Genomic DNA, 21,845 nt, shown 5'->3' with positions numbered 1-21,845 from the left:
GCTGATTTCATCTCAATCGACTCGCGTGGCCACCACATCGTAATCGGTGGCGGAGAGGATGCGCATGGGAACAATTTGACCGGGTTCCACATCACTGGCCTCGATGATCACCTGACCATCGATTTCCGGAGCCTGTGTGGGCAGGCGGCCCGTCATCAGGTAGCCTTCTTCTGCGTCCAAACCTTCCACAAGAACAGGATGCACCTCGCCAACGCGGGACTGGTTGCGCCGCAGGCTGATTGCTCTCTGGACGCTCATCAACTCGGCTTTTCTCTCTTCCTTGACCTTTGCCGGAACATCATCCGGGTAATCATAAGCTGTGGTTCCTTCTTCATGCGAATACGTGAACGCACCGACATGGTCGAACTCCATCTCCTGAACAAAATCCAGCATGTGCCGGAAGTGGGCCTCGGTTTCGCCGGGAAAACCGGTAATGAACGTCGTCCTGAGAGCGACGCCTGGAATTTTATTGCGAATTTCATCCAGCATGGCCCGCACCTTGCTTTCCCTTTCCTGCCGTTTCATCCTGGCCAGCATCTCGTCATGCGTGTGCTGGAGAGGAACATCGATATAAGGCACCACCTTTTCTTCCGCCGCGATGAACTCGATCAGGTCGGAATTGATAAAGGTCGGATAACAATAAAACAGGCGAATCCATTCGATCCCCTGTATTTTGGCCAGAGATTTCAGCAGGCGAATCAAACCGTCTTTCATTCGGAGGTCAAACCCGTACATCGTGGTGTCCTGGGAAATCAGGTTCAGCTCCTTGACCCCCCGATCCGCCAGCTGCCCGGCTTCGGTGAGCAGGGATACCAAGGGTTGACTGCGGATATTGCCCCGCATCTTCGGGATGATGCAGAAGGCGCATTTGTTGGAACAGCCTTCGGCGATCTTCAAATAAGCGGAATAAAACGGGGTGGTCAAAATGCGATTGGCGTAGGGCTCAAAATATTCAGCCGGACCATTCATCTGATTGCGCTCCATCGCTCCATTTTGCGAAGCATCCCCATTCAACAGCGTTTTCAAACGCGGGTATTCGTTGACCCCCATCATATGGTCGATCTCAGGAATTTCCTTGAGAAGTTCCTCGCTGTAACGCTCGGCAAGGCATCCGGTGACGATCAATTTCTGGCACTTGCCGTCGGTTTTCAACCGGGCCATTGCCAGAATGGCATCGATGGATTCGCGTTTGGCCGATTCGATAAACCCGCAAGTATTGACTACGAGAACGTCTGCGGCTTCCTGATCCGGTGTTATTTCATAGCCGTTATTCGTAAGGTCGCCCAGCAGGTACTCGGTATCCACCGCATTTTTTGGGCAGCCCAGACTGACGATGCCTATTTTCTTCATTAATGTCTCACTCCGTAAATCAACGACCCCGCCACACACGGCCAGCGTGACGCTGGACCCGATGTTCACGTGCGATGGGGTTATGTCTAACTAAATCCACTTGCGGGATTTATACTTTGGACTCATCCAGCTTTTTCTTCATTCGGCTGACCAGTTCGGCGAAATTATCCTTACCAATGATTTTGTAAAACTGGTTTCTCAGGTTGTTGCCCATGCTCACTCCGTCCAGATGCACATCCACGACTTTCCAGTCACTGGAGTTCTGCTGGAGAAAAAAATCGATCTCAATTTCCCCTTCATCTTTATGGGTCAGTTTTATTGGCACCAGAGCCTTACCTTTTTCTATCTCCGGCTCTGCATAAACCCAATCGAGGTCAGCGAAAAATTTTCCCGAATTGGGAAACGCAACATAGATAAATAACTCACTCAATAGCTGGGAAAACTGTTCTTTTTCTTTATCCGTTCTTTCTGACCAGAATTTACCTAAGGCCTTTTGACTGATAGCCGAAACATTTAAATGACTCAGGGCTTTTTCCGAAAGAGTCCGGTTGGCTTTTTTCTGTTCGGCAGGCAGTTTATCTTCAGGTTTAATTTTCTGGATCATCCCCAGCAATTCCGCGACACATTGCTTGGGAGACTGATTGGACGCAAAAACGGGGCTGAAACTGAAAACCAGCACTAAAAAAACAAGCAGACAAATCGTTTTAGAATCTCGTATCATATATATGTTAATTTATTTAATAGGGGTTCCCAATAGCAAACACAATGGGCGCGCTCTTCTAATCACCTTTTTGTATCAGATCATTTCCACATTAAAAAGTAAAGAGGGCAAAAATAGACTATCATTCGGCCCCCTCTATTGAGAAGGGATTAATTTTATATCATGAACCGTATCTTGACTTTAGGCCTGGTTCTGCTGTTTTGCCTCGCGGCCAGGGGAACCGGACCCCTTTCAACAGCAGATATCGATCGCCATTATCAAACCATTCCAATGACCGATGCAGAGTTACTGCAATCCGAGGCCATGATTCTTGAGGCTCTCAAGCAATCCGGCCCATCGGAACCATTAATCTGGCGGTTGGCGAGAACCTATTATTGGCTTGGGATCAATGGCACGGATAAAAACTATTTTCATCGCTGTATCGAGCAGGCCGACCAGACGATACAACTCAATGACCAGTCTGCCACGGGATATTTCTTCCGTGGTCTTTGCCGGGGGAAGCTCGGGGAAATTCAGGGAATCTGGAAAAGCCTGGCGATCATCAAACCGGTAAAACAGGACTTACTGGCGGCGCTGAAATTTGACCCCACAGTGAGTCAGGGCGGACCTGATCGCGCCCTGGGGAAACTGTATCTTGAGTTGCCGGCACTCCTTGGCGGCAGTGTCGATAAATCCGTGGACCATTTGAAACAGGCCGTCTCCCTGGGGCCCGAATTTGCGGACAACTATCTTTTCCTCGCCCAGGCGCTTTACGAGAAGGGGGATTACCCTGCCGCTCGAAATACTCTGGTTGAATTGTTAGAGATTGCAAAAAAATCCGACAATCCTCAAAATCTCCAAACGATCCGTCAGCAGGCCCAGGAGCTGATGGAAAAAATCAATCCCTGGCTGGAATCCTCCCTCTCCAATGCTCAAAGAAATAAAAATTAGCCATTTCGCCATCATCGAGAATCTGCGGGTGGAGTTCAGACCCGGTCTCAACGTGCTGACCGGCGAAACCGGCGCCGGGAAATCCATCCTGATGAACGCGCTCAACCTCATACTGGGAGGCCGGGCCGACACCGATTTTATCCGCTCCGGAGAATCGACAGCCACGGTGGAGGCGTTGTTTGAAACCAGCGACCCCGCCATTTTCGAGGACGTACAATCGCTCGGAATCGATGTTGGGGAAGGGGAATTGTTGATCAAGCGCACCGTTTCCCATGGCGGAAAAAGCCGTTGTTATATCAATGACTCCAGCATCACCGTCGCTACGCTTGCGAAAATTGGCAATCGCCTGGTCGATATCCACGGTCAACACGATCACCAGACCCTGATGCGTGCCGAAACGCATGTCGACCTGCTCGACCGTTACGGGAAAACCTTGACGACACGCGAGGAGTTTGCCCAGGAATTCCTCGAATATCAAACCTGCTTAAGAGACCTCAAAGCCATGCGTGCTTTGGAGCAGAGCCGTAAGGAACGGCAGGAGCTGTTGAGCTTTCAACTCGCGGAAATCGATCAGGCCGGGCTTTCCGTGGAGGAAGAAGAAGAAATAAAGCAGGAGCGCAATAAATTACGCCATGCTGAAAAACTGCATCAATCGCTTGAAACTACTTTGAACCAGTTGACCGAAACCGAAGGCTCCGCCCTGGAACAAATCGGCTGGGCGCAAAAAGAATTCGAATCGCTTCTCGACATCGACCCGTCGCTTGCAAAACAAGCCGAACGGGCGCAGACCGCCTACTGCGAACTGGAAGAGATGGTCGATGAACTCAGAACGTACCTGCGCACCATTGAGTTCAATCCGCCGCGTCTGGAAGAAATTGACGACCGATTGGCCGAGATCAACGGGCTCAAACGCAAGTATGGAATGGATATCCCCAATATTTTGCAGAAACGGGAACAAATCGCCCAGGAACTTGAGTCGCTGGGTTCCAATCAGGAAAAGATGGAATTAGTACAAAATGAAATCGCCCGCCGGGAAAAAACCCTCGAAAGCCAGGCCATTGCTTTGGCTGAGAAACGCGAGAAGACCGCAAAAGATTTTAAAAAAAATGTAGAAAAAGAACTGCGGGATTTAAATATGGCCCAGGTGCAGTTTGGCGTGCGGTTTGAGTATCCTTCCGACCCGGAAGGGTTTGTCCGGTTTCGCGGCGAACAAGTCAAACTGTTGCCAACCGGAATCGGCACCACCGAATTTCTTTTTTCCCCGAATCCCGGAGAAGAATTGCGCCCCCTGGTAAAAATCGCCTCGGGCGGAGAGCTGTCCCGCGTCATGCTGGCGTTGAAATCCATTCTGCACGAACAGGACCCTGTGCCGGTGATGGTTTTCGACGAAGTGGATACCGGAATCGGCGGGCAGGTGGCGGAAAAAGTCGGCATCAAGCTCGAAAAGGTCGCCCAGGGCAAGCAGGTGTTCTGCATCACCCATCTGCCGCAAATCGCAGGCTTAGCCTCGGCGCATTATCTGGTGCAGAAAACCGTGAAAGGCAACCGCACCCACTCCAGCATTGAAGAGTTAAACTATGACCAGCGCGTGGAAGAGATCGCCCGTATGTCCGGCGGCGAGAAAATCACTGCGGCCACCTTGAAATTCGCCAGGGAAATGATCAAAAAATAACCCCCGCTATGCAGGAAGAAACGTGGGGCAGACGCTTGCGATCTCCTTTCCATTGCTTTCATGCCCTGAGTACATGAAGTCGTCGCGCGCCGCTAAAAGCAGCGCGGCCGTTATAATATTCCCAAGCTTTCGTGCCCCGCAGGGGTGGATCCAGGTCTCTGGATTGCTTCGCCAGGCTCGTAATGGCGATCAGAAGAAACGTTAAACACCGATGCTGACAAAAATCATTAAAATTCCAACCCGGGTCCAGCGTCACGCTGGTCGCACGGTAATATTTGCTCCGCCCTAGGCGGGGCCGCCTTTGGCCTGCTGGGCCACTTTCTCTGCGGCTTTTTTAGCGGCTTCCGGGTCACCCAGATAATAATGGGTGATCGGCTTCAAGTCGTCGTCCAGCTCATAGACCAGCGGAATCCCTGTGGGAATATTCAGGTTGACGATGTCCTCCTCGCTGACGCCGTCCAAGTGCTTGACCAGGGCTCGCAGGCTGTTGCCGTGCGCACAGATCAAAACTTTTTTCTTATCCTTCAAGGCTGGAACGATCGTTTCAAACCAATAAGGTAAAAACCGATCCACCGTATCACTCAGGGCTTCGGTCCGCGGCAGATCTTCTTTGCTAAGGTCGGCGTAGCGAGGATCTGTGTCCGGTAATCGCTCATCGCCTTCTTCCAAGGCCGGTGGCGGGATCGAGTAGCTTCGTCTCCAGATCAGGACCTGGTCTTCCCCGTGCTTGGCGGCAGTTTCGGCTTTATTGAGCCCCTGCAGGGCGCCATAATGCCGCTCGTTCAACCGCCAGGACCGCACCACAGGAATCCACATCAAATCCATACCATCGAGAGCAATCCAAAGCGTCCGTATCGCCCGTTTGAGCACCGAGGTGAAGGCGACGTCAAAGGTATAACCCTCCGCCTGCAACAGTTTGGCGGCTTCCCGCGCTTCCTCTTGCCCTTGGGCCGTGAGGTCCACATCTTTCCAACCGGTGAAACGATTGTCCAGATTCCATTGACTTTGACCATGACGAAGCAGAACCAGTTTCAACATCCTCAAGCGTCTCCTGAATTGAAGGTTTTTTCTTAAAGTCGGTCTGAAGGATTCAACCTCCCTGTTCTTCCCGAAAACCCTATTTAAACATATTTTTTTGGTCGGGTTTAAATTCATTAAAGAAAAACTGGAAACTACCGAAAGAGCCAGATGATTTGTAACAAATTTCGCACTAACTATTTGACTTATAATTGATTATCTATTATCCTAATTCTAAATTTCAACATTTTTCTTAGGAATATGGGGGTAAATTCTTTTACAACTGCCGATATTTCAATGAAAACTTGAATCACGTGATTTATGGCAAATTCTATTGCGGACTATTACCGGGAAATCAACCCAACCTTCCTCAACAGGGCCTGGCACAACAGCCCGACTCTCGATTTTGAACTCTTTTACAAGGCTGAAAAAAAGGGAGTGAGTCCCCAGTTTATTAAATTCTGCTCTTACAATCCCAACACCCGAGAAAAAATCCAGCAATTGATGACGTCCAAGGACAGTCATACACTTTTTATCCATGAAACGGACCTGATCAAGTACTACGATGAATTCCTCATCGAAAATCTGCGTAAAAATGTGAGAAGAGAAGAACCCTTTAAAAAAATTCTGGTGGATGCCTACCAGATAAACAGAAACATTCTTGAAGAGTATTTTGAAAACATCGGCTCCTCAAGAATCCTCCGGTGCCTGAATAAAGTGGTTCAAATCATGGCATTGTGCATGGCCGAGGGCAATTTAGAGCCCGTCGATGTTTTTGAAACCACCAGTAAAGACAATACCCATCCTGCGCATTGTTCAAACGCCGGTCTCTACAATATATTTTTTGGAGAGCAGTTAAAATTGTCCCCTGCTGAAATCCAGGAACTGGGCCTCGGCGGAATGCTGTATGACATCGGCAAAAAGGGAATTCCTCTGAACGTCCTGGAAAAAGGGGAGGAACTTTCCCCTCAGAATTGGCAGGCCATCCGAAAGCATCCCAGCGCCGGTAAAAAAGTGCTGAACGACATGAAATGCTACAGCCAGAACATATTAAAAATGGCGACGGAACATCATGAAAAGTACGACGGGTCCGGGTATCCGTTTGGAATCCAGGGGAACCAGATTTCGTTTTCGGCTCAGGTGTGCGCCATTTCCGACGTTTTCAACGCCCTGGTTTGCAAACGCTTTTACCACGAACCCCGCACCGCTTTTGAAGCCCTCATAGAAATGAAAAACAACATGCCCGGCCATTTCGACCCTCAGATTTTGGTCAATTTTATCAAAGCCTTTGCCCGCCCCCAGCAATAACTTTCCTGAATTCACTCCTGGGGCCAAATAGCCCCCGCTTAGAAAAACCTTGAAGTCTTAAAAAGTATGACGTAGCATCTGGCTATTGTTAATATCTCTTTACAATTGATCCGATGGCTCACTTGCAACGCATTTTTTTAGTATCTTCAGTGTCCTTTTGCTTGGGCTCGGCTGGAATGTAGCAGTTTCCGAGGCCCATCCATCCGGTCATTCGCACGAGCATATTTTTTCTTCCCACGAAAAACACAACCAAAGCGGTGAAAACTCAGGGGAAGCTAAATTTTATTGCCTCATGCACAAGCATTATTCATTAATGCCCTGTCCGCATAAGCACACGCAAGAAGACATGGCGCATCCGAAACAATTTAAAATCGGTCCGGACTGTGGCGGAAGTTCTCAAAAGTCCCTCCCTGGCAATTCAGCCACGGACCACAACCGGGGCCTGAACGACGCGGTCACTCCTCTTGATCCGCCTGCAATCACCGAAGCTCCTTTTTCCCAAGGGTTGACGCACAACTCCCCCCAGCCCGATCTACCCTGGCACCCTCCTCAATCTCTGTAATAGCAATTCAATCCGTTTAACCCAACACTATTTCGATTCGCCGCCAACTGGTAGCTGTTTCGCAGACTCTTTCTGTGAGATCTGTTTGCAGACGGACGAATCTATATTGCTATTTTTGGAGATTTTGTAATGAAACACGTAACATCCTTGAAAAATATTTGTGTGGTTTTCTCATCCTTTTTATTTCTTCTGACTTTCATTGCATTTGCGGAAGCCACTTGCGGGTCCGCCAATTGTTCTCTGATAAGGGGGTCTCAGTCAGGACTCGTCAATAAAGGCAGGTTTATTTTTGATCTATCCCACAGCTATATCCTTATGGACGATAAGCAGAAAGGGTCGAGTTCCACCTCTGAAGTGTTGACGCCCAAAGTCGATTTCGAAAACCGGACGTTAGAACTGGACCATCATCGAGAAGTTCAAACCATCAACCAACTCACTCAAATGGACGTCAGTTATGGAATAACCGAAAAACTGACGGCCAGCCTGAACGTGCCCTTTCGCAACGATCGTCGTCATGAGCATTACGATGAAGTGAATACAGTTGACGAAAAATTCACCAATGCGGATGGCACGACCGGCATGGGCGATATCACGTTATTGCTAAAATACGCGCTGTTGCAGACCCTCAAACACCAGTTCATCCTGGGCGCCGGGGTGAAGTTTGCTTCGGGAGAATACCAGCTAAGAGACAGCGATGGGACAATCAACGAACCCACATTAATGCCTGGCACCGGGTCTTACGATGCGATCTTATCCGGGCTTTATATTTTCTCTCTCATACCCAACCGGCTGAACCTGTTTACATCCGTATCGCATCGCTTCACCACCGAAAATCCGTTGGATTATGAATTGGGGGACACCACCTTGGTTGATGGGGGCATGATATATGTGTTGACGGACAGTGTCAGTCTCAGCGCGCAAATAAACGCAAGAATTGCAAGGCGCGATGAATTCATTGGTATGCCTGTTCCCAGCACGGGCGGAGAGTTCGTCAATTTGACTCCGGGGGTCACTCTGGCCGCATCGGAAAATTTGTCTCTATATACCCATGTGCAAATACCGATATACCAGAGAGTCAACGAAGTGAACCTGGTCCCCAATTATGGATTATTATTTGGAGCGTCCTATGGGTTTAATTAAATCCATCTTATTTTCGCGAAGTCTTCTGATTTTATTTTTAAGCATTTTTTTATCAGCAATGGCCAAGGCCCCACCCCTTGTGGGTGGGCCGGCGCCACAATTTGAATTGCAGACCGTCGATGAGCAAACCATTAAACTGTCCGACTTCAAAGGTCAGTTTGTCGTTCTTAATTTTTGGGCAACCTGGTGTGTTCCCTGTATGCAGGAAATGCCTGAATTGCAAAAGACTCATCTGTCTTCAGGCAATGACACTATTAAAATAATAGCAATCAATCTTAGCGAATCCCAAAAACGGGTCGATAAATTCATTCAGGATCATCAGTTGAGTTTTTCCGTTTTATTGGATGGTTTTGGCAACACTTCGGAAAAATACAAAGTTAGAAGCTTGCCCGTGACCTATATCATTTCACCAGACGGTATCATACGGGAAGAAATCCAGGGCGGCGGTTTGACCCAGGAAATAATTGAAGCCAAAATTAATCAAATAAAAAATTTCGCTTTTAACGACAACACGGCCTCTCCTGATTCGTCCCTGGAAGCTCATTCAACAGGACGACCTGGCCTATAACTCGAGATATGGTAAGATTAAAGGAAATCCTTTTCTCTGATAGGTTTGAAATGTTTATCGAAGTGGAACCGAATCCAAACACCGAAATCAGTTTCAATATGGTTTACCGGAATGTCTCCGAGGCGCGGGAGGTGTTCTGCATCAAATACCAGGTGGGTACGGAGGATCAGCCGGTGCAGGTCACCGGATGGGATGCCGGTACCAACACCCCCTGCCCGGCCTATGCCTGCAAAGTCGAAGAATCGGGCGACGGCATAGCGCTCCTGATCTACGGCGGATCGGGCGGCATCCGCATGAAACCCTTCGAAGACGAATCCCCCTGGGATGCGATGTCTTCAAACCAATGGGGGGAATCCCACCTCGTCTATCCCGTCGACAGCTTTATTGTCTACAAGGATGAGTTTTAAAAGCGATCATCCCCACACACCCGCCCCGGAACAGATGATGGGAGCCGATGGCCGGCATCACGCCGCAAAAGTGCACATCGCAGACTCATGAAAATACCTGCTTTTGGATTTCTTCGTCGCTGACCGATTCTCCCCGGTCGCTGGCAACGCAATGAATCAGAAATTCCTTGTTTCCCTTTTGGCCGAATATCGGCGAAACCGTGAGAGCCTGCATCACCCATTCCTGAGTTTCCAAAAATGTTTTCAAAGTGAGCAACACGTTCCGGTGCTTGGCGGGGTCCTTGATGATGCCCTTGTTTTCGACTTCATCCTTACCCACTTCAAATTGCGGCTTCACCAAGGCAATCAAATCCCCATGGGATTTGAGCACTTTTATAACGGCAGGAATCACAAGCTTGAGCGAGATGAAGGAAACATCGATCACCACGAGGTCAACCGATTCGCCGAAATCTTCCGGCGTCAAGTGGCGGACGTTTTTTCGCTCCAGACAAATCACACGATCGTCCTTGCGCAGTTTCCAATCCAGTTGACCGTAGCCCACGTCCACCGCAAAAACTTTTTTCGCGCCCTGTTGCAGCAGGCAATCGGTGAAGCCGCCGGTGGATGCGCCGATGTCGGCGGCTATTTTATCTTGCGGAGAAACGGCAAAAACCTGAAGTGCGTGCGCCAGCTTCACCCCGCCACGGCTCACATAAGGATGGAGGTCTTCCAGAACGGTGATCGAAATATCCTGAGAAACCATGCGGCCCGGTTTGTCGGCCACCTCATCGCCCAAACGAACTTTACCTGCGAGAATCAGTCCCTGGGCGCGTTCCCGCGAAAAAACCAGTTTTTTTTTACCAGCAACTGATCCAGCCTGATTTTCGGGGTCTTATTGTTCATCCTTCTCTTTTTCCACCGGAAACAATTCGGTGACCAACTCGCCTTTTTGGTCTGTGGTCAGTTTTTCTATTTTTGCTTCCGCTTCGTTGAGTTTTTTAGTGCAGAGGCGGGACATCTTGATTCCCTCCTCGAAAATTTCCAGGGACTTGTCGATATCGAGTTCTCCTTTTTCCAACTCTTCAACGATATCTTCCAACCGTTTCATTGCTTTTTCCAGTTTTATTTCCGCCATGACGCACCTGATTAAATGTTGTAAATATTATTAGAGCATCTCTAAAAATTGATTAAACACACCTAATCGTCAATTCAAAGAGGCGACTTTTTTAGCAGAACAGGCGACCTACCCTTAAAGGTTATACGGAAGTGCGGAATTTAATTCCGCCTTTCCAGCCTGTCCGCACGGGCTGGAAAGTCCGTGCCACCGATTTAAGAAACCCTTGCTCAACGTTCGATTTCCTTTTAAAAACTAATTTTCAGAGATGCCCATTAGCCTAATTATCTATTACCTTATCCACCGTGCAGGCCAGTCGGCCTTTGGATAGCCGCACCTGGATCGAATCCCCCGGTGACACCTCCTGGCTCGATTTCAAGGCCTTCCCGGCAACAGTGGTGATGCTGTAGCCCCGGTCGAGGATGGTCAACGGACTGAGAGCATTCAGGTTTTTCACGAGCCCGTTAAAACGATTCTTTTCAAGTTGCAGCAGGGACCGGTTTTTTTCGATCAAACGATGGCGCAGGGAAAATTTTTTCTCCTGCAAGCGCAGAATTCCCCTAAGGGGCGAGGCTTGCAACAACCGCTCGATTCGGTCTCGCAATTGCTGATTCTTGAGAACCACCGATTGCCGAAGTCCGCGCACCAGTCGCGGGCGCAAATCTCGAAAGCGCTCTTCCAGCCGTTGCATAGCCCTTTTGGGCGAGGCCTGAAACAGCCGCGCCACCCGGTTTTCCAGATGCTGTTTTTGCAACCCCACTCCCTGGTTCAATCCACGCACCAGCCTGAGATTCAAGTCGTCCACCCGCTGTTGGAGGGGTGCTAAAATGTGCTGCGGGTCGCGGAAAAACCGCCGGTCCACGAGCCGGTTCAAGTGCAGGCGTTGATTTTCAATCGGCCTTTTAACAGCGACCAGCAGTTGACGGGTCATCGTGGCCAGTTGTCCTACGATATCATCCAAAACAGGAACCGTCAGTTCCGCCGCTGCGGAAGGTGTCGGCGCGCGCAGATCGGCGACAAAGTCCGCAATGGTGAAATCAATTTCGTGGCCAACGGCTGAGACCACGGGGATTTCAGATGCGGCGATGGCACGGGCCACGACTTCTTCATTAAAGGCCCACAAATCCTCGATCGATCCGCCTCCGCGGCCAACGATCAACACATCGACATCTTTGACCCTGTTCATCTCGTGAATCGCCTGGGCAATTTCTTCCGCCGATCCCTCGCCCTGCACCTTCACCGGGTAGATCAATACGGAAACTTTGGGGTTTCGCCGCCGGATGATATTGAGAATATCACGGACCGCGGCTCCTGTGGAGGAGGTGATCACCCCCACCTTCCAGGGAAATTCAGGGATCGGTTTTTTGCGGTCGGCATCAAACAAGCCTTCTTTCGCCAATTTTTCTTTTAACTGGTCAAACGCTTTCTGCAACGCGCCGAGGCCCACCGGCTCCATCGTTTCCACGATGATCTGATACTCGCCCCGGGCATCGTAAACCGTCACTCTGCCGAACAATATGACGTGGTCGCCGTCTTCCGACTGATATTTCAGTTTGGACCTGGAACCTTTGAACATGACACAGCGGACCTGGGATTTTTCATCCTTGAGGACGAAATACGCGTGGTTGGAAGCCGGCACCCGGAGGTTGGAGATTTCCCCTTCCACCCAGATCGCGTCAAATTCCGTCTCGAGGATGCCTTTGACGGTGCGGGTCAGCTCGGTGACCGAATACACTCGCGGCTTGTCTTCCTCCGCCTCATTAAAATTTAAGGATAGATTCAAATTTCAAACTCCGGATTTCACTATTCGCACTAAAATCAACCATCGGGATGATTTGCCAAAACAGTATGCCAGAAGAGGGTGGGGAGTAAAAATGATTCCGAACGGAAAAAGTGAAGATGAAGAATAAACGATTGTTATTTATAGCCAGCGGGACGCTGGCCCCAACCAGCCAAGGGGCTGGCCCCAATATTGACGTGCGATGGCTTTATGGCTGACTGAATCCTGATAAGTTCCGAATATTTCATCCTGATATTTTCATCAGGAGGTTTCAAGACCCGCTTCAAACGCTTTCAGCGTATTCTGCATGAGCAGAGCGATGGTCATCGGCCCCACCCCGCCCGGAACGGGAGTGATGAGCGCGGCTTTGGGTTCCACTTCGTCAAAAGCCACATCGCCCACCAGTTTGCCATCCACCCGGTTGATGCCGACATCGATGACCACGGCGCCTTCCTTGACCATATCTCCAGTCACAAAATTGGGTTTTCCTACAGCGGCGATCAACAGATCGGCTGTCCGGGTGACTGCGGGCAGATCCTTGGTACGGGAATGACAGATCGTCACCGTCGCGTTCCTGTGCAAAAGTAACAGCGCCACCGGTTTGCCGACGATATTGCTCCTGCCCAGCACCACCGCATGTTTGCCTTCTATTTCGACGCCATAATGATCCAGCATTTCGATGATCCCCGATGGCGTGCAGGGAGCCAGCACGGCGGACCCCATCATCAGGCGGCCCATGCTGACCGGATGAAAGCCGTCCACATCTTTCGCAGGGTCGATGGCCTCCAGCACCTTGTCGGAGTCGATGTGTGCGGGAAGCGGCAATTGCACCAGGATTCCGCTGACCTGGTCGTTGGCGTTCAATTCAGCCACCAGAGCCAGAAGATCCGCTTCTTTGGTATCCTCCGGCAGGGTGTGTTGAAAGGAAGCGAAACCCAGGTCCTTGCAGGTTTTATTTTTATTGCGGACATACACGGCTGACGCCGGATCTTCCCCGACAAGCACCGTGGCCAGACCTGGAACTCTGCCGGTTTGCTCCCGGAGTCGTTCGACTTCCCGGCCAATGCGGTCCTTTATTTCTGCGGCTACTTTTTTTCCATCGATGAGAGACATGTTTCACTCTTGGCTGGTTAAGACGGCTGGCATGATAACAGAACAGCAATTGCGATGCTATAAAAGGTGGGAAGGTTCAAAAAAATTCGTACATAAATCAGAAAACGTTGTACGGCGTGAGCAAAACCGCTCCAGTCCGGAGCCTGGTCAATCGATTTGCAGTTCCTTTATCAACCGGGAAAGATAGGAACGCTGGACGTCGAGAATTTTTGCGGCCTTGGTGCGATTGCCATTGGTGGATTTTAAAGTATTGGTGATGAAGATTTGCCGAAAGGCATCATTCGCATCCTTCAGGGTCGCGCCAACGCTGACTTCAATGGGCGCATCCTGCGAGTTGAAAGGAAAGGCATCCGGAGTCAGTTCGTCGCCATCAATGAGAACGATCGCCCGTTCCAGGGTATTTTCCAGTTCGCGGATGTTCCCCGGCCAGGAATAACCCATCAGATGCGTCAGCAAACCTTTGCTGATTTTTTTGACCTTCTGGCCTTCCTCGTCATCGGATCGTCGCCTTTGGGGCGTGTGTTTTTTAATAAAATAGGTGACCAGATCGGGAATGTCCTCCCAACGGTTGCGCAAGGGCGGAAGCTCAATGCCAATCACATTGATCCGGTAAAATAAATCCTGGCGGAATTTACCTTCCTGCACCATTTGTTCCAGATCGCGATTGGTGGCCGAAATGATCCTCACGTCCACATGGATGGTTTCCGTTCCCCCAAGACGTATGAAAGATTCCTCCTGAATCACCCGGAGCAGTTTCACCTGCATGTCCGGCGGCATTTCGCCGATTTCATCCAGAAACAGGGTCCCTGTGTGCGCCGCCTCGAACAATCCTATTTTGGCGGTGTCGGCACTGGTGAAGGCTCCCTTTTCGTGACCAAAAAGCTCGCGCTCCAGAATTGATGCCGGCAATGCGCCACAACTCACGGAGATAAAAGGATTGTTTTGTCGCGGGCCGCGGTCGTGGATCAAATGCGCAAATAATTCTTTTCCCGTACCGCTTTCTCCGGTGATCCACACGGAGGCCTTGGAATCGGCCACGCGCTCGGCCAGCTTGATACACTTCTGGATCGCCGGGCTTTCCCCCACGATCGTGTAGCGGCGCATGGAAGTTTCCTTGAGCCGGTCGAATTCTTTTCCCAGGGCCATGCGGTTTTGGGAGGCCTGAAAAAATTTCGGAATCATGCGGGCAAACTTTTTGAGGATCTCGATATCCATATCCGAGAACCCATCACCCGACTTTTTATCGCGGAATTGCACGACACCGATGACTTTTTTATCGACAAAAAGCGGCAGACAGGCAATGGATTGCACCTGATCGTTGCCCTCTTCGCTCACTTTTTTGTACCATCGGGGGTCGTTTTGCGCATCATTCGAGATGATGGCTTTTCCCATCTTGGAAACCGTCCCGGCAATTCCAACTCCCGGAGGAATCTCAATATCCTTGAGTTCCCCCATATGGTCCCCAGACGACTGATAGTATTGCAGCTTTTTGGTTTTTTCGTCCTGCACCAGGAGCAGCGAGGCATGCTTCGCGCCCACAATCTCGGTGGCGGAATTGATGACCATGCTAAGCAGCTCATCAATTTCCATGGAGACGGTTTTGAACTGCGAAGATATCTTGCGGATCGCCTGAATATTGGCCTGGTTATCAATTAGTTTCATGGGTTTCTTAAAAAATTAAGGGCCGAGTGTTTAGCGATGAAAATATGGGTAATTTCGGACATCAATAAACCATAAGTATGCATAAAAGTATACACCTTTTAAACTGAAATTAAAAGTACTAAAAATTCAATGGTTTATAACATTAATTAATGCACGCTTTATGTAAATTTATAATTTTTCGCCAAGATTATCATACAAGCGGACAATAGTTTACAATTTTGATGAGTTAACTTCAAAGATCATGGTTGTGCTGAACCCTCCTTTCCCTGATAATGCATGGCAGAATATCCTTGCTGGCAAGGGCCGCAAATGCCAATTTCTGCGGCCCCAAAGACACTTCTATTTCCTGGTTCCCTAATCAATCTCTGCCTCACGCTGTGATGCTTTGAAATGCCGATGACCCCCGTGGCTCCTTCCGTAAAAACACAGGTCGGGAGTATCCTTGCCCTGATATTACTTGTACTGCTGGTCTATTTTAATTCGCTCCAGGGATCGTTTCATTTTGATGACCGGAATTTGATCGACCGTGAGTGGATTGCCGATCTGGATGCTTTCAATAAAAATGTCCATATCCCGGAATTTGAAAACCGCCCCGTGTTGCTGTGGACCTTTGCTCTCAACAACACCCTGCACAAAAATAAAGTCTTCGGATTCCATCTGCTCAACCTGCTGTTGCATGCGTTCGTTTCCATCCTGATTTTTGTCATTCTTGTGCAAACGCAGAAGTTATTCCATCCGCCCTCCGCCGGAAGAGCTTTGCAAAACATGGTAAAGAATCCCAATTCTCCCTCACCTCTATCCTCTCCCCCTTGGGGGGAGAGGAAGAAACTCCTTCGCCCCTCTGGGGAGAAGGCTGGGATGAGGGGTTCTTCCTCTTACACAAAACTCTCACCCGGCGCCTTCGAGAACCGACCGGGAAATCTCTCGTTGCAACTGCCCTTGTTTGCGTCGCTGTTGTTCGCGGTCCACCCGCTGAACACCGACTCCGTTTCCTATATATCTTCACGATCCGCCGTTCTGGCGACGTTTTTTTATCTGCTCAGCCTGTATGCTTTTCTGAGAGTATTCACTCCCGCTACCCGCCGCTGGCAAAAACCCGCTCAGGTCGGTTGGGGACTCTTGACCGCCGTCGGCATGTATCTTGCGATCGCATCCAAGTTGATCGCCGTGACGCTTCCGGTTCTGCTGGGCCTTTGGTTTTTGATCTTCATCTGCCCCGCCCGCTTTCCGGGGCTTTCAACCGCACTGTTTTCCAGAAAAATGATCGCAGGTTATGCAGGCGTTTTTGCCATCCTTTTGGCGGCGGCTCTGTTTATCGGCCCCGACATTCTTTACACTCCCAAAGATCAGGGGCTGATGCTGTTTGGCAGAATTCCTTATTTGCTGGTCGAAGCCAAGGTGATCATTTTTCATTACCTGAAATTATTTTTCGTCCCCATCAATCTCAATGTAGACATCGGGTTTCCCTTCACCGCTTTTCATTACGATCCTCAAATTGCCCTGGCTATTTTGGGAATCGGCACGCTCCTTTATGTTGCCTTAAAATCCAAAAACACATGGTTCCGGGCCGGCGCTCTCTGGTTCATCCTCACCTTGATGCCCACCTCCAGTCTCGTGCCCTTGAGCGATCTGGCTGTGGAACACAGGATGTACCTGCCAATGACTCTGGGATTGTGTCTTATTATCGGCGGGGCCATCGCCAACCTTCGGACCGCATGGGGATCGGGATTCTTGGTGGTGACAATCGCTTTACTCAGTTTATTGACCCTCGCAAGAAACGGGGTGTGGACCGATGAGGTTCGACTGTGGCAGGATGCGGTTAAAAAGAATCCGCTGTCATCCCGGACCCACAATAACCTGGGCAAAGCTTATTATGAAAAGGGTCAGCTGGACGAGGCGCTGTTTCATTTTAAGAAAAGCAACGAGAATATTCAAAATCACCTAACCAAACAATACAATTTTCAAAACAAGGAAGATGCCCCCTCAATGTCAATCGCGGCTAATATTGCGGAACCGCATTACAACCTGGCGAGCGTGTATCTGGACAAAGGCCATCTGCAACAAGCCGAACGCGAATACCAGACCGCCATCCGCCTGAACCCGAATTATTTCAGCGCGTATTTTGGCCTCGGCTCCGTTTATGCTCGTTTGGGCCAATCAGATCAGGCCATCAATGCCTTCCACACCGCCATTCAGAAAAGAAAATCGGCAACGGGCAAAGAAGACTATCCTCTGGCGCGGCTCAACCTTGGGGAAATTTATGGCCGCACCGGAAAGTTTGACGATGCCATCCGCGAACTTGCTCTGGCAGTCCAGCACGATCCGTCCCTGGTTCTCGGTCATTACAATCTGGGGCTGGCCTACTTGATGACGGGAAAGTTCAGCGAAGCCGAACAGGCGCTCACCACCTGTCTGGCTCTCGACCCCCGTTTCGAGCCTGCGCTTTTCACTCGCGCCAGGGTCACTCAGGCCAAAGGCGAATGGCAACGATCGACCCGGCAGTTTGAAGAATTCCTGGCGGTCAAAGGCGAGGATGCCGGGGCTCATTATCAGATCGGATGGAATTATAATCAGGCCGGACAACACGATCTTGCTGTAAAACATCTTGAGAGGGCTTTAGCGTCCTATCCGCCGCCAAAACTGGCGGAAGAAATTACCCGACTGTTGCGGAAACTGTCCTGAGCATGAAAAATATTACTACCCAGCTGAAAGTTATTGCCGTTTTGAGTCTGCTGGGCATCCTGACTTTTTTCGGCACCTTACGTTCTCCTTTTTTATATGATGACGCACACGCCATTGTGGAGAACCCTCACATCCGCAACCTGTGGGATTTTCAGAACACGATCGGGATTGAAAATATTTTCAACCGCTCGGTGGTTCTCCTGACTTATGCCGTCAATCGAGAAGTCGGACGTCTGGATGCAGGACATCTTGATGTCTTTGGATTTCATCTCGTCAATATCCTGATCCACATTTGTGTCGGCATCGTGCTTTATTTTTTAACCCAGGCCCTGCTCGCAATCGAAACCCGGCAACTGCAAGCCCGGCTCAGGCCCCTGCCTCTGTTTGCGGCATCCATCCACCTGCTGCATCCCCTGACGGTGCAACCGGTCGCGTATCTTTCCAATCGGTCCTCGCTCCTTGTCACCTTGTTTTTTCTGCTCGGGTTTTATTTTTTCATACAAAGCGTCCGCGGATGGAAGCCGGGCGATGAAATGCGCAGTCTGTCCCACGCCGGCATCGCGCTCCTGTTTTTTTTCCTGGGCGCTGGCAGCAAGGAGACCATTGTCACCCTGCCGGTGATGGCGATGGCCTACCTCTGGTTTAAAACTCCGCGCATGGAAACCAACAAATTTGTTATCGTCGGCATGCTCATTCTTTTCCCGGTGCTTGTTTACCTGGGCGCTCGCTACATGCAAATGGGCAATCTGCTCGTTCTGAAAGCCGACCCCGGCTCCCTCATGATCGACCGCGGGCTGTATTTTCTGACGCAGATGAAGGCGCTGGTGTTTTATTATCTGCTGAAATTGTTTCTGCCTTTGAATCTCAATTTTGAGCCGGATGTAATTCTTGTTTCAGGAGTTCTCGATCCTGAATGGATGACAGGCTTTGCAGTCATGGTCCTTTTGGGCGCGGGTTTGTATTTACAAAACTCCAGACTGGCGCGGTTCGCTTTTTTCTGGGCGTTGGTCACCATCCTTCCCACCTCCAGTTTGATCCCCCTCAAGCAGATCGTCAGCGAACACCGGGCGTATCTTCCCGGCGTGGGCATCTGTCTGGCTTTGGGAGTCGGCGGCTTGACGGCAGTCCGTCACCCGGCCAATCGGTCCGTCATGATCTTCACCTTCTTGCTGTTGATTGCGTTATTGACGCTCAATCGCAGTCTCGACTACAGGACGGAAGTTCACCTGTGGCAGGATACGGCGCTGAAATCGCCGCAAAAAGCCCTGGTGCGCAACAACCTCGCCGCCGCCTATCTGGGCGAAAAAGGGTTTGATGAAGCCTTAAAGGAAATTGAGATCACCCTCAAGCTCGACCCGCTATACACGTACGCTCACATCAATCGGGGGCACATTTATTCCCGACAGGAAAACTGGCAAGCGGCAAGAATAGAGTTTGACCGGGGCCTCCTGCTCGGTTCGCCCAAGGCCGAGGCCTTTTTCAACGCCGCACTGGTACGCACTTATTTGAACCAGCCAGAAGAGAGCATCTCGTTTTTCAAAGAGGCCATTAAAATAAAACCGCACCGGGCCAAATATCATTTTGAGTTGGGCAACGTCTACCGTTTTCTCAACCGGCAGGATGAGGCGCTGGCTGAATACCGGCTGACCCTTTCCACTGAACCCGGTCATTTCCAGGCCCAGAACAATATCGGGGTGCTGTTCTGGAACCTGAAACAATATGATCTGGCGGCCCAGGCGTTTCAAAACGCTCTCACGCTTGGAGCGAATAATTCCGAGATCCAAAACAATCTGGCCAGCATCTACATGATTCAGAAACGGCATGGGCAAGCCATCCCGCATCTGGAACAGTTACTGGCTCTGCAACCCGATAACGCCAAGGCGAAAGAACTTCTTAAGGTCGCCACGACGCTTGCGGGAGTGAATCCATGAAATGCGGCAGCAGGCCTGATATGGCAAAATTTAAATATCGGGTGCATTGTTGTTTGCTTATCGCACTTCTGGGAATCGTGATCTATGGCAACCACCTGCACAACGCCTTCCAGTTCGACAGCGTCGCTTACATCGTCAACAACCCAAACCTGGATCACCCCGAAGAAATACTGACCCTTAAGTTTTGGGTCTCGGGGTGGGGTTCCCGAAGTCTCTTGCAGATGTCGCTGGCAGTCAATGCCTTTTTGGGCGGGGATCATCCCTTCGGTTATCATCTTTTCAACCTCACCTTTCATATTTTCAACTCCCTTTTGCTGTTTTTCATCACCGGAAAAGTTTGCCGAAGTTTTTTGCGCGACCCCGCAAACCTGGACGATGCTAAAATTCGCAGTATTTCCCTGGTCACCGCCCTGCTCTTTCTCTGTCACCCGCTACAAACCGAATCGGTGGTCTACATCATCAGCCGCTCCGAAGTGTTGGCGGCGACGTTTTATCTGGGAGGGTTTTTCCTGTTTCAATCCGTTTGGGAACAGAGACGATCCGCATCGGGAACGCTGAAATTCCTCTGGCTTCCCATACTGCTTTTTATTATTTTTGCTCTGGGGTTCAGCGTCAAGCAGACCCTCATCACCCTGCCGGCGATAATACTCCTCTATGCGCTTTGCCAGTGTGACCGGGGCTCCCTCCCGATCCGGTTTTTAATGCGCTGGAAGTGGGTGCTGGCGGGCATTTTTTTTGTGGCCTTTTCACTCCTTCTGAGAAAACTTCTCGCCGATGAAACCTTTCTCATCGGCCCGTCGAACCCGGAGGAAATGGTCGGCAGAAAAAAATACATGCTGAGCCAGCCCTCGGTGCTGGTCTTCTATTATCTGAAACTGTTGTTGTTTCCCGTCAGCCTCAACATCGACCCGGATATTCCGGTGGTGACGCATTTCATGTCCTGGCGGTTTCTCGGCCCCGCAGCTTTACTGGGAGCCTTGCTCTACCTGAGTACCAAATCGCGGATTTATTTATTTGGCATCGGCTGGTTTCTCATCATCCTGTCTCCCTCGTCGTCGATCATCACCCTGCATGACCTGGCGGCGGAACACCGGACCTACCTCGCTTCTTACGGATTTTATTTATTACTGTCTCTGGGGTTGTGGCAGGTCATCTTCAGTCGACCGCAGTTTTCAGAGGCCGCTAAAAAAGCGACGGCGTTTTTTCTGCTGGTGGTTCTGGTGGGTTCTTTAGGAGTGATGACGATCAAACGAAATCTGACCTGGAGGAGTGAGTTGACTTTATGGGAGGACACTCGGAACAAATCCCCGAACCTCGTCCGCCCGTTGATCAATCTGGGACGGGCCTACAGCCTGGCCGGACAAACGGACCGCGCCGTTTTCTATTACGAAGCCTCGCTGAAACAAGCGCCCGGAGTTTTTTCTCTCAATTACAATCTGGGCGAAATTTATTTCGACCAGGGCCGGGTGGAAGAAGCCTTGAAATTATTCAAGATGGCGGAAGCGCTGTCCCCCGAAGTTCCCGAGGTGCATGGAAAACTGGGCGAGGTATATATGAAAACCGCACAGTACGATCTTGCCGATCGTTATTTTAAACGCGCCATCGAGCTGAACCCGAAATACCCCGTGGCACTGCGCAATCTCGGCATCCTCAATTATTTTCATTTGCATCGGCCCGAACAGGCAAAAGTTTATTTTTCCCGGTCTTTGACTCTCGACCCCGATCAACCGGAAGCCGATGAAATTCGGCAATTGATTTCCCCTTAAAATGAACATTTTAAACAATCGTGAAATTGCTGTCGGGATATGGATTGTCATTCTGATCATATGGAGCCTTACTCACCCATCTATTAGAAAATCATTATTTCATGTCCTTAGGGCTCTTACTAAGAGAGTTATACTAGTATCTC

The 21,845-nt window shown here is 50.1% G+C and carries 18 protein-coding genes; 10 read left to right on the top strand and 8 right to left on the bottom strand.

The window, feature by feature from the left end; all coding sequences use genetic code 11:
* Positions 1 to 12 precede the first annotated feature (12 nt).
* Complete coding sequence (rimO, locus tag O3C58_06535) at positions 13 to 1,350, bottom strand: 30S ribosomal protein S12 methylthiotransferase RimO (protein ID MDA0691515.1); 1,338 nt, start codon at positions 1,348 to 1,350, stop codon at positions 13 to 15.
* Between the two features lie 109 nt (positions 1,351 to 1,459).
* Entirely contained in the window at positions 1,460 to 2,071 is a 612-nt protein-coding gene (locus O3C58_06530) for an ABC transporter substrate-binding protein (GenBank protein ID MDA0691514.1), read from the bottom strand.
* A gap of 162 nt (positions 2,072 to 2,233) precedes the next feature.
* Here O3C58_06530 and O3C58_06525 point away from each other — a divergent pair, with 162 nt between their 5' ends.
* Complete coding sequence (locus tag O3C58_06525; GenBank protein ID MDA0691513.1) at positions 2,234 to 3,001, top strand: TRAP transporter TatT component family protein; 768 nt, start codon at positions 2,234 to 2,236, stop codon at positions 2,999 to 3,001.
* Positions 2,979 to 4,673 (top strand): DNA repair protein RecN, encoded by a 1,695-nt coding sequence (recN, locus tag O3C58_06520; GenBank protein MDA0691512.1) that lies wholly within the window; start codon positions 2,979 to 2,981, stop codon positions 4,671 to 4,673. The genes O3C58_06525 and recN overlap by 23 nt, the downstream gene beginning before the upstream one ends.
* Positions 4,674 to 4,958: 285 nt before the next feature.
* On the opposite strand, the gene gpmA is transcribed toward recN, so the two are convergent.
* On the bottom strand, positions 4,959 to 5,711 hold the full coding sequence (gene gpmA, locus O3C58_06515) for a 2,3-diphosphoglycerate-dependent phosphoglycerate mutase (GenBank protein ID MDA0691511.1): 753 nt from the start codon (positions 5,709 to 5,711) through the stop codon (positions 4,959 to 4,961).
* 300 nt (positions 5,712 to 6,011) lie between these two features.
* On the opposite strand from gpmA, the gene O3C58_06510 reads away from it, so the two are divergent.
* From O3C58_06510 to O3C58_06490, 5 genes are all read left to right on the top strand, one after another.
* On the top strand, positions 6,012 to 6,998 hold the full coding sequence (locus O3C58_06510; protein ID MDA0691510.1) for a hypothetical protein: 987 nt from the start codon (positions 6,012 to 6,014) through the stop codon (positions 6,996 to 6,998).
* A 157-nt stretch (positions 6,999 to 7,155) separates the two neighbouring features.
* The gene (locus tag O3C58_06505; protein ID MDA0691509.1) at positions 7,156 to 7,560 is read left to right on the top strand and encodes a hypothetical protein; all 405 of its coding nucleotides are present in this window, start codon (positions 7,156 to 7,158) and stop codon (positions 7,558 to 7,560) included.
* Between the two features lie 129 nt (positions 7,561 to 7,689).
* Positions 7,690 to 8,700: a hypothetical protein gene (locus O3C58_06500; GenBank protein ID MDA0691508.1), complete on the top strand. Its 1,011-nt coding sequence runs from the start codon at positions 7,690 to 7,692 to the stop codon at positions 8,698 to 8,700.
* Positions 8,687 to 9,268: a TlpA disulfide reductase family protein gene (locus O3C58_06495; protein MDA0691507.1), complete on the top strand. Its 582-nt coding sequence runs from the start codon at positions 8,687 to 8,689 to the stop codon at positions 9,266 to 9,268. Before O3C58_06500 ends, O3C58_06495 begins: the two co-directional genes overlap by 14 nt.
* Positions 9,269 to 9,318: 50 nt before the next feature.
* Entirely contained in the window at positions 9,319 to 9,675 is a 357-nt protein-coding gene (locus O3C58_06490; GenBank protein ID MDA0691506.1) for a hypothetical protein, read from the top strand.
* Positions 9,676 to 9,760: 85 nt separating this feature from the next.
* On the opposite strand, the gene O3C58_06485 is transcribed toward O3C58_06490, so the two are convergent.
* The 5 genes from O3C58_06485 to O3C58_06465 all read right to left on the bottom strand — a co-directional run bounded on the left by O3C58_06485 (position 9,761) and on the right by O3C58_06465 (position 15,323).
* Positions 9,761 to 10,471, bottom strand: a complete 711-nt coding sequence (locus tag O3C58_06485) for a TlyA family RNA methyltransferase (GenBank protein MDA0691505.1) — start codon at positions 10,469 to 10,471, stop codon at positions 9,761 to 9,763.
* 75 nt (positions 10,472 to 10,546) lie between these two features.
* On the bottom strand, positions 10,547 to 10,789 hold the full coding sequence (gene xseB / locus O3C58_06480) for an exodeoxyribonuclease VII small subunit (protein MDA0691504.1): 243 nt from the start codon (positions 10,787 to 10,789) through the stop codon (positions 10,547 to 10,549).
* A gap of 259 nt (positions 10,790 to 11,048) precedes the next feature.
* Positions 11,049 to 12,551 (bottom strand): exodeoxyribonuclease VII large subunit, encoded by a 1,503-nt coding sequence (gene xseA, locus O3C58_06475; protein ID MDA0691503.1) that lies wholly within the window; start codon positions 12,549 to 12,551, stop codon positions 11,049 to 11,051.
* A 258-nt stretch (positions 12,552 to 12,809) separates the two neighbouring features.
* Positions 12,810 to 13,661 (bottom strand): bifunctional methylenetetrahydrofolate dehydrogenase/methenyltetrahydrofolate cyclohydrolase FolD, encoded by an 852-nt coding sequence (folD, locus tag O3C58_06470; GenBank protein ID MDA0691502.1) that lies wholly within the window; start codon positions 13,659 to 13,661, stop codon positions 12,810 to 12,812.
* Positions 13,662 to 13,808: 147 nt separating this feature from the next.
* Positions 13,809 to 15,323, bottom strand: coding sequence for a sigma-54-dependent Fis family transcriptional regulator (locus O3C58_06465; protein ID MDA0691501.1), 1,515 nt, complete (start codon positions 15,321 to 15,323; stop codon positions 13,809 to 13,811).
* Positions 15,324 to 15,713: 390 nt separating this feature from the next.
* Between O3C58_06465 and O3C58_06460 the strand changes: the two genes are divergently transcribed.
* From O3C58_06460 to O3C58_06450, 3 genes are read left to right on the top strand one after another with little or no spacing between them, the layout of a single operon-like run.
* Complete coding sequence (locus O3C58_06460) at positions 15,714 to 18,005, top strand: tetratricopeptide repeat protein (GenBank protein ID MDA0691500.1); 2,292 nt, start codon at positions 15,714 to 15,716, stop codon at positions 18,003 to 18,005.
* A 2-nt stretch (positions 18,006 to 18,007) separates the two neighbouring features.
* Positions 18,008 to 19,936, top strand: coding sequence for a tetratricopeptide repeat protein (locus O3C58_06455; GenBank protein MDA0691499.1), 1,929 nt, complete (start codon positions 18,008 to 18,010; stop codon positions 19,934 to 19,936).
* A 20-nt stretch (positions 19,937 to 19,956) separates the two neighbouring features.
* A complete protein-coding gene (locus O3C58_06450; protein MDA0691498.1) occupies positions 19,957 to 21,702 on the top strand; it encodes a tetratricopeptide repeat protein in 1,746 nt (581 codons plus the stop codon).
* The last annotated feature ends 143 nt before the right edge of the window (positions 21,703 to 21,845 follow it).

This window comes from Nitrospinota bacterium (assembly GCA_027619975.1).
GTDB lineage: Bacteria > Nitrospinota > Nitrospinia > Nitrospinales > VA-1 > JADFGI01.
This window is presented reverse-complemented; position numbering and strand designations above follow the sequence as displayed.

What these genes read in the sequence shown, in the direction of transcription:
- rimO (MDA0691515.1), bottom strand. Translation starts at nt 1,350, where the DNA reads ATGAAGAAAATAGGCATCGTCAGTCTGGGCTGCCCAAAAAATGCGGTG.
- O3C58_06530 (MDA0691514.1), bottom strand. Translation starts at nt 2,071, where the DNA reads ATGATACGAGATTCTAAAACGATTTGTCTGCTTGTTTTTTTAGTGCTG.
- O3C58_06525 (MDA0691513.1), top strand. Translation starts at nt 2,234, where the DNA reads ATGAACCGTATCTTGACTTTAGGCCTGGTTCTGCTGTTTTGCCTCGCG.
- recN (MDA0691512.1), top strand. Translation starts at nt 2,979, where the DNA reads ATGCTCAAAGAAATAAAAATTAGCCATTTCGCCATCATCGAGAATCTG.
- gpmA (MDA0691511.1), bottom strand. Translation starts at nt 5,711, where the DNA reads ATGTTGAAACTGGTTCTGCTTCGTCATGGTCAAAGTCAATGGAATCTG.
- O3C58_06510 (MDA0691510.1), top strand. Translation starts at nt 6,012, where the DNA reads ATGGCAAATTCTATTGCGGACTATTACCGGGAAATCAACCCAACCTTC.
- O3C58_06500 (MDA0691508.1), top strand. Translation starts at nt 7,690, where the DNA reads ATGAAACACGTAACATCCTTGAAAAATATTTGTGTGGTTTTCTCATCC.
- O3C58_06495 (MDA0691507.1), top strand. Translation starts at nt 8,687, where the DNA reads ATGGGTTTAATTAAATCCATCTTATTTTCGCGAAGTCTTCTGATTTTA.
- O3C58_06490 (MDA0691506.1), top strand. Translation starts at nt 9,319, where the DNA reads ATGTTTATCGAAGTGGAACCGAATCCAAACACCGAAATCAGTTTCAAT.
- xseB (MDA0691504.1), bottom strand. Translation starts at nt 10,789, where the DNA reads ATGGCGGAAATAAAACTGGAAAAAGCAATGAAACGGTTGGAAGATATC.
- folD (MDA0691502.1), bottom strand. Translation starts at nt 13,661, where the DNA reads ATGTCTCTCATCGATGGAAAAAAAGTAGCCGCAGAAATAAAGGACCGC.
- O3C58_06465 (MDA0691501.1), bottom strand. Translation starts at nt 15,323, where the DNA reads ATGAAACTAATTGATAACCAGGCCAATATTCAGGCGATCCGCAAGATA.
- O3C58_06460 (MDA0691500.1), top strand. Translation starts at nt 15,714, where the DNA reads ATGCCGATGACCCCCGTGGCTCCTTCCGTAAAAACACAGGTCGGGAGT.
- O3C58_06455 (MDA0691499.1), top strand. Translation starts at nt 18,008, where the DNA reads ATGAAAAATATTACTACCCAGCTGAAAGTTATTGCCGTTTTGAGTCTG.
- O3C58_06450 (MDA0691498.1), top strand. Translation starts at nt 19,957, where the DNA reads ATGGCAAAATTTAAATATCGGGTGCATTGTTGTTTGCTTATCGCACTT.